Origin of the sequence: Micromonospora sp. MH99, from assembly GCF_021442385.1 — a bacterium.
Classification (GTDB): domain Bacteria; phylum Actinomycetota; class Actinomycetes; order Mycobacteriales; family Micromonosporaceae; genus Micromonospora.
Window position 1 is genome coordinate 1 of sequence record NZ_MUZA01000130.1, and the last position, 6,835, is coordinate 6,835.

General features: G+C 72.7%; 7 protein-coding genes and 2 pseudogenes. 6 read left to right on the forward strand and 3 right to left on the reverse strand.

Annotated elements, in window-relative coordinates; all coding sequences use genetic code 11:
* Positions 1–247: pseudogene (locus B0E54_RS31795) on the reverse strand (hypothetical protein); the annotation flags it as partial.
* A 221-nt stretch (positions 248–468) separates the two neighbouring features.
* Here B0E54_RS31795 and B0E54_RS31800 point away from each other — a divergent pair.
* The gene (locus B0E54_RS31800) at positions 469–1,032 is read left to right on the forward strand and encodes a hypothetical protein (protein WP_234591541.1); all 564 of its coding nucleotides are present in this window, start codon (positions 469–471) and stop codon (positions 1,030–1,032) included.
* Between the two features lie 90 nt (positions 1,033–1,122).
* Here the strand turns inward: B0E54_RS31800 and B0E54_RS31805 are convergent, their stop codons facing one another.
* Positions 1,123–2,097, reverse strand: a complete 975-nt coding sequence (locus tag B0E54_RS31805) for a GlxA family transcriptional regulator (protein ID WP_234591542.1) — start codon at positions 2,095–2,097, stop codon at positions 1,123–1,125.
* A gap of 272 nt (positions 2,098–2,369) precedes the next feature.
* On the opposite strand from B0E54_RS31805, the gene B0E54_RS31810 reads away from it, so the two are divergent.
* The 3 genes and pseudogenes from B0E54_RS31810 (at position 2,370) to B0E54_RS31820 (ending at position 4,057) form a co-directional block, all read left to right on the forward strand.
* The gene (locus B0E54_RS31810; RefSeq protein ID WP_234591543.1) at positions 2,370–3,008 is read left to right on the forward strand and encodes an HD domain-containing protein; all 639 of its coding nucleotides are present in this window, start codon (positions 2,370–2,372) and stop codon (positions 3,006–3,008) included.
* A gap of 97 nt (positions 3,009–3,105) precedes the next feature.
* Positions 3,106–3,387, forward strand: a pseudogene (locus B0E54_RS31815) (alcohol dehydrogenase catalytic domain-containing protein); the annotation flags it as partial.
* A gap of 82 nt (positions 3,388–3,469) precedes the next feature.
* A complete protein-coding gene (locus B0E54_RS31820; protein ID WP_234591544.1) occupies positions 3,470–4,057 on the forward strand; it encodes an NADP-dependent oxidoreductase in 588 nt (195 codons plus the stop codon).
* On the opposite strand, the gene B0E54_RS31825 is transcribed toward B0E54_RS31820, so the two are convergent.
* On the reverse strand, positions 4,054–4,407 hold the full coding sequence (locus tag B0E54_RS31825; RefSeq protein WP_234591546.1) for an L-rhamnose mutarotase: 354 nt from the start codon (positions 4,405–4,407) through the stop codon (positions 4,054–4,056). The genes B0E54_RS31820 and B0E54_RS31825 overlap by 4 nt on opposite strands.
* Positions 4,408–4,638: 231 nt before the next feature.
* Here B0E54_RS31825 and B0E54_RS31830 point away from each other — a divergent pair, with 231 nt between their 5' ends.
* The gene (locus B0E54_RS31830; protein WP_234591547.1) at positions 4,639–5,319 is read left to right on the forward strand and encodes a response regulator transcription factor; all 681 of its coding nucleotides are present in this window, start codon (positions 4,639–4,641) and stop codon (positions 5,317–5,319) included.
* 13 nt (positions 5,320–5,332) lie between these two features.
* Positions 5,333–6,802: a cell wall metabolism sensor histidine kinase WalK gene (locus B0E54_RS31835; protein ID WP_234591548.1), complete on the forward strand. Its 1,470-nt coding sequence runs from the start codon at positions 5,333–5,335 to the stop codon at positions 6,800–6,802.
* Positions 6,803–6,835: the final 33 nt, after the last annotated feature.

Consider the following 6,835-nt stretch of genomic DNA (forward strand, 5'->3'; position numbering starts at 1 on the left):
CGGTCGCACCCGGCGCGGTCGGGCTCGGCTGGGCGGTCGCTGGCGGCCGGGTCGGCGCGGACGTCGCGGTGGGGGTGACGCCCGGCGTCGGCGTCGGTGTCGCGCTCGGCGCCCGCCGGCCGTCGAGGAGATCGTCGACGATCCGGCCGACGCCGCCGAGGAGGTCGCCGACCGGGCCCGAGGTGGCCGACGGGGACGGCGCGGGCGCGAGGGCGAGGGTCAGCGCGAGGACGACGACGGTAGGCACGGGTCCACCTCGAAAGTGTCGACTGCCAGGCACAGTACCGCGTTGCGGGACGGCGTGGGTGACACGGCCACGCCGCGGCGGCGACCACGGGCCGCCGGCCACTGTTACCCGGCGGTTACGCCGCGGCGAAGCTCGCGTGCCGTGACACGACGACCGTGACGGCAGAGGGTCACCGGCAACGCCGCCGCGACGTGGCCCCGGCATCGAGTGGAGAGAACACCATGAGGATCAGGAGCACACTCACCGCGTTGGCGGTCGTCCTCGCCGGCCTGGTCGCCAGCGCGGGCAGCAGCACCGCGGCCGGCACCACTACCGGGTCGGCGTCCTGCGGGATCACCTGGGGCAGCGCGGAGAAGTCGGCCGGCGCGCCGAGCGACGCCCCGCTGGTCGACGTACGGATCGGGCAGCACGACTGCTACGACCGGGTGGTGTTCGAGTTCGCCGGCCCGGTCGACGGTTACGCGGTCGGCTACGGCGAGACGTGGACCGAGGGCGAAGGGCTGGCGCTGAGCCCGTACACCGCCGGGGGCGCGCTGCTGCGGGTCTCGCTGCGGGCCCCGGCGTACGACGCCGAACACCAGGGCACCGTGCCCTACGCGGTCGGCGAGCACGTCGCGAACCTGCTGCGCTGCGCAACGCTGCGCGACGTCGTCTTCGGCGGCAGTTTCGAGGGCTACAGCACCTTCGCGGTAGGCGTACGGGCCCGGTTGCCGTTCCGCACGTTCACGCTCGCCGGCCCCGGCACACACAGTCGTATCGTGCTGGACGTCGCCCACCAGTGGTGAGCGGAGTCGGTGGGGTGGTTCGCCTGGCCGTCCGCCCGTCCGAGGCGGGCGGCCAGGCGGGATCGTCCGCAGCCCCGTCGGTGCCGGGCACTAACCCGCGTGGGGGCGGCGAGCCGTGCTGAACTGTCGTTGGTAGGCGGCGGGACTGATCGACAGCTTCCTGGCGAAGACCCGACGCATGCTCTCGTAACTGGGGAACCCGGCGAGGGTCGCGGCCTGTGTCGCGGTGTGGCCCTGGTCGAGGAGCGCCCGGGCCAGGTCGAATCGGATGTTCTCCACGTAGCGGGCCGGGGTCGTGGACAGCTCGTCGTGAAAGAGCCGGGTGAGGTGCCGGGTGCTGACGTTGAGGTGTTTGGCGAGTTCACCGAGCGTGTGGCGCCCGCGGGGGTTCGCCGTCACCAGGTCGGCGATTCGCCGCAGTGCCGGTGAGCGGGGCGGCGGCCCCTGCAGCGGCGCGGAGAACTGGGACTGGCCGCCCGCGCGCTGCATGTACACCACCAGGGCGCGTGCGACGTCGCGCGCCAGGTCGGGCCCGTGGTCCTCCTCGACGAGAGCGAGCGCCAGGTCGATGCCGGCCGTCACCCCTGCCGAGGTGTACGTGGTGCCGTCGCGCACGTAGATCGCGTCGGGCTCGACACGGCTGGTCGGATGCCGGGCGGCGAGCTCGTGCGCGACCTTCCAGTGCGTGGTGGCGCGCTTGCCGTCCAGGAGGCCGGCGGCGGCCAGGACGAACGCCCCGGTGCAGATGGATGCGACCCGTCCGGCCACCGCCGCCGGCCGGCGTGCGGCCTCGGCCAGGTCGGCGGGGACATGGGCGCGCGGATAGTGGTCGGACCCGGCCACCAGTAGCGTGTCGAAGGCCGGCTCCGAGGAGACGGCCCCGTCGACGGCGATCCGCACCCCGAGACTCGTCGTGACGTCCGCGCCGGTCGGCGACAGCAGCACGATCCGGTAGTCGGCGCCGAAGCGGTTCGCCTCCTTGAACACCTCCGCCGGACCCGCGACATCCAGCAGCGTCACTCCGTCGTAGACGAAGATCGCGACGCGGTGGGGCGGCAGGGACACCGGGTATTGGTAGCACGCCATTACCGGAGATGACGGCGATCCTCCCGGAGGCGTCGCTCACCTTGCGATATCGCCGGGTGCGGACGCCCGTAGCGTGATCTGCTGATCTGCGACGTATCGAACGGCGACCGGCGCTCTGGTCGACCCCCCGCGACGCCCCGGTCCGGATGTGAGTGGTTCCTGGCCGGATGAGGGCGGCACCGCACGACGATCGGTGGGCAGCATGGAGGTCACAAGGACGTCAGCGGACAGCGCCGGGAAGGTCAGAGGGCATGTCAGAGGTCATCGCGGGGTTGGAGATTCCCGATACGGCGGCGGTCGCCGAAGCGACCAGGCACATCCGGGAGACGACCGGGCCGCTCATCTACCACCACTCCCGACGCGTCTTTCTCTTCGGCCTGACGCACGCGCGCAGGCTTGGCGTGCAACCGGATCCGGAGCTGCTCTATGTGGCGTCCATGTTCCACGACAGCGGTCTGCTGACACCGTTCTCCGACGTCGAACAGCGCTTCGAGGTCGACGGCGCCGACCACGCGCGCGCTTTCCTCTTGGAGCGGGGGTTCTCCACGGCCGCCGCCGAGACCGTCTGGACCGCGATCGCGCTGCACACCACACCTGGCATCCCCGACCGGATGGGCCCGGAGATCGCCACCACCTACCTCGGTGTCCTGACCGACGTGCTCGGCCTCGGCCTGGACGGGCTGGACCGCGACCAGTTGGACGAGATCCTCGCCGTTCATCCCCGTGGGGACTTCAAGAACGAGTTCCTCCAAGCGCAGTTCGACGGGCTGAAGAACCGCCCCGACACCACGAACGGCACCGTGAACTCCGACATCCTCGAACACTTCATCCCCGGCCTTGAGCGCGTGACGACTGTCGAGCGCATCGTCGGCTCACCCTGGCCGAGCTGACCGGACGCGGGCTCACGCGGTCGGCGTCACCCGTCGGCCCCGGCGCTGAGCCCACACCGCCGGGCACACCGACGACATCTCTTGAAAGGTATGGACCATGCAAGCGATCACCGTGCGCGACCGTGACGCGGGCGTCGGCGGGCTCACCCTCACCGACCTGCCCTACCCCCACGCCGCGGAGAACGACGTCATCGTGCGTGTGCACGCCGCGGGTTTCACCCCCGGCGAGCTCGACTGGCCGGCGACGTGGACCGATCGCGCCGGCCGCGACCGGACGCCCAGCGTCCCCGGGCACGAGGTGTCCGGGGTCGTGGTCGGGCTCGGCTACGGAACCACCGGCCTCACCGTGGGCCAGCGGGTGTTCGGACTGACCGACTGGGCGCGCGACGGATCGCTTGCCGAATACACCGCGGTGGAGGCTCGCAACCTCGCTCCGCTCGCGGCCGACATCGACCACACCCGTGGCCGCGGCGCTGCCCATCTCCGGCCTGACGGCATGGCAGGCGCTGTTCGACCACGCCCACCTCACGACCGGCCAGACCGTCCTCATCCACGGCGCGGCGGGCGGCGTCGGCACGATCGCCATCCAACTCGCGCGGGAGGTGGGCGCGCACGTGATCGGCACCGGCCGGGCCGACGACCGCGATCTGGCCCTCAGCCTCGGCGCGCGGGCCTTCGTCGACCTGGACGCCGACGACCTGCGGGACGTCGGCGAGGTGGACGTGGTGCTCGACGTCATCGGCGGCGAGATCCTCCGGCGGTCGACCGAACTGGTACGCCCCGGCGGCACCCTCGTCACCATCGCCACGCCGCCCACCGTCCAGCCGAAGGACGGGCGTGCCATCTTCTTCGTCGTCGAACCCGATCGCGTCCGGCTGGCCGACCTCGCCGACCGCGTCCGGACCGGGCGGCTCAAGCCCATCGTCAGCGCCGTACGGCCGCTCTCCGAGGCGGCTTCGGCGTTCGTCCGTCAGCGCCGCACCCCCGGCAAGACGATCATCCAGGTCGCGCAGGAGCAGGGAATGCCGCACCCGACCACGGAGGGCTAGCCCGCCGGGGTCTGCTCGGGCGCCTCGTCGGCCAGGTGCCAGACCTCCCGCATCGGGGCCCACCAGTCCCCCGAGCCGGGTTCGGCGAGCGATTCCTGGCACGGGTCGGTCAACGTCCACCACTCCTGCGTCTTCGGGTCGGCGGCGATGTACCGCAGGTCGGCCTCGTAGTCGTCGCCGACGTACTCGTAGTAGCCGAAGAGCAGGTCGCCGTGCAGGAAGATGGTGTAGTTGCGGAAGTTCGCCTCGCGCAGCGTCTTCTCGACGCCCGGCCAGACCTCGGCGTGTAGGCGCAGGTAGGTCTCCCGGTGCTCCGGACGGAGCCGGATCACGCAGCCATGACGTTGCACGTCGTGTCCTCTCAAATGAACTGGTCACGCGGTGGCGACGGCCCGGTGCGGATAAGCCATCGACGACCACCGCATTGGTGCGGTTGGCGACCCGATGGTAGCCGGAGCCAAGATCGAGGATCACCCTGCGGAGGTCGAGGGCGGCCGATGCCGTACCGGGACCGACCGGGCCGCCGACACCGACCGTTTCGCCAGGGCTGCACAGCGTCGCGGCGGGTCTACCCTCAGGTGGTGGAGGGCCGCGTGCTGGTGGTCGAGGACGACGCCTCCATCCGGGAGGTCACCGCCCTCGGTCTACGTCGCGCCGGCTTCCGGGTCGACACCGCCGTCGACGGGCGGCAGGCGCTCATGGCCTGGCGGGCACACCCGGTCGACGCGATCGTGCTCGACGTCATGCTGCCCGGCCTGGACGGCCTGGAGGTCTGCCGGGAGGTCCGGCGAACGAGCCAGGTGCCGATCCTCATGCTGACCGCCCGCACCGACACACTCGACGTGGTGGTCGGCCTCGAATGCGGCGCCGACGACTACCTGCGCAAACCCTTCGACCTGCCGGAGCTGGTGGCGCGGGTCCGCTCGGTGCTGCGACGGGCGGGCGCTCCGGCCGGTTCACCCACCATCGCCGTCGGCGACCTGGAGATCGATCCGGGCGGCTTCGTCGTACGCCGCGGTGGACGGGAGGTGACCCTGACCGCCACCGAGTTCCGTCTGCTGCTGGAGCTGGCCCGACGGCCCGGCCAGGTCTTCACCCGCGAACTGCTGCTGGACCTGGTCTGGGACCACCGTTTCCTGGGCGACTCGCGGCTCGTCGACGTGGCGGTGCAGCGGCTGCGCGCCAAGGTCGAGGACGACCCGGCGCACCCACTGCGCATCCGCACGGTACGCGGCGCCGGCTACAAGCTGTCCACGCTCTGACGGGAGGTCGGCGATGGCCGGACGAGCGGTGGCGCCGGGTCGCCTGCGGCGCCGGCTGACGATCGCGTTCGTGCTGGTCGCCGGGGTGTCCGCCGGCCTGCTCGCCGGTGGGGCGGCAGTGGTGCTGCGGCAGTCCTGGCTGGACGCCTCGCTGCGCCAGGCCGCCGCCGACGCGCGTTACCAACTCCTGCTCGCCGGTGAGTTCCTGCCCCTGACCGAGCAGCGCGGCACCGAACTGCTCGCCAGCTTCGAGGGCAGCGGGCGGCACGTCGTCCTCGTCGACGGCCAGACCCGTGCCTCCCATCCCGCGTACGCCCCCGCCCTGGGCACGCGGCTGCGGGCCTCGGTCGCCGACGGGCAGCTCGCCTACCAGCGCTCGGCACCGGAGCAGCGACCCCGGCTGCTGGTGGTCGGCGGACGCATCCCCGGCTCGACCGCGGAACTGTACGTGATCACCGTGGAGGACGACATCGCCACGGATCTGGGTGAGGTACGCACCGCGCTGCTGGCCGGCTGGGTGCTGGTCGTGCTGGTCGCCGCCGGGGTGGGCCATCTCCTGGCCCGCCGCACGCTGGAGCCGGTGGGTCGGGCCAGCCGCGCCGCCCGGGCGCTCACCGAAGGGCTGCTCGCCACCCGCCTGCCGGTCCGCGGGCGCGACGAGTTCAGCGTCTGGGCGGCGTCGTTCAACGAGATGGCCGAGGCGCTGCAATCGAAGATCGCCGCCCTGTCGGCCGCGCAGGCCCGGGAGCGGCGGTTCACCGCCGATGTGGCGCACGAGCTGCGTAGCCCGGTGACCGCCCTGGTGGCCGCGGCGTCGCTGCTGCGCGAGCAGCTGGACCGGCTGCCCGACGACGCCCGGCCGGCCGCGCGGCTGCTGGTGGGCGACGTGGTCCGGCTGCGCCGCCTGGTCGAGGACCTGATGGAGGTCTCGCGGCTGGACGCCGGTCGGGAACTGCCAAACGTCGAGCCGGTGGACGCGCCGGCGCTGTTGCGCAGGATCGTCGCGGCGCGCGGCTGGTCGAACCGTGTGCTGGTCACCGGCGACCCGGTCGCGCTGCGCACGGACCCGCGTCGCCTGGAGCGTGTCCTGGCCAACCTGGTCACCAACGCGGTCGAGCACGGTGGCGGCGAGATCCGGGCGACCGTGACCGGTGCGGGCGCGCTCGTCGTCTTCGACGTCACCGACCAGGGGCCGGGCATCCCCGCCGAGCACCTGGCGCACGTGTTCGACAGGTTCCACAAGGTCGACGCCTCGCGCTCCGCGTCGGGCAGTGGCCTCGGCCTGGCCATCGCCCGGGAACACGCCGCCCTGCTCGGTGGGGTGCTGAGCGTCCGCAGCGCGCCGGGCGCGGGTGCCCGGTTCCGTCTGGAGCTGCCCGCGCACGGCCCGCCCGGGCCGACCGGCGGCGTGCCACGCCCCGCGAAGAGCCCCGACGGCGACGCCGAAGCGGCGACCGCCGACCCGACGGGCGGTGCCGGGTGAACTGGCGCGGCGCGGTCCGAGCGCGCTGGCACG

What these genes read in the sequence shown, in the direction of transcription:
- B0E54_RS31800 (WP_234591541.1), top strand. Translation starts at nt 469, where the DNA reads ATGAGGATCAGGAGCACACTCACCGCGTTGGCGGTCGTCCTCGCCGGC.
- B0E54_RS31810 (WP_234591543.1), top strand. Translation starts at nt 2,370, where the DNA reads ATGTCAGAGGTCATCGCGGGGTTGGAGATTCCCGATACGGCGGCGGTC.
- B0E54_RS31835 (WP_234591548.1), top strand. Translation starts at nt 5,333, where the DNA reads ATGGCCGGACGAGCGGTGGCGCCGGGTCGCCTGCGGCGCCGGCTGACG.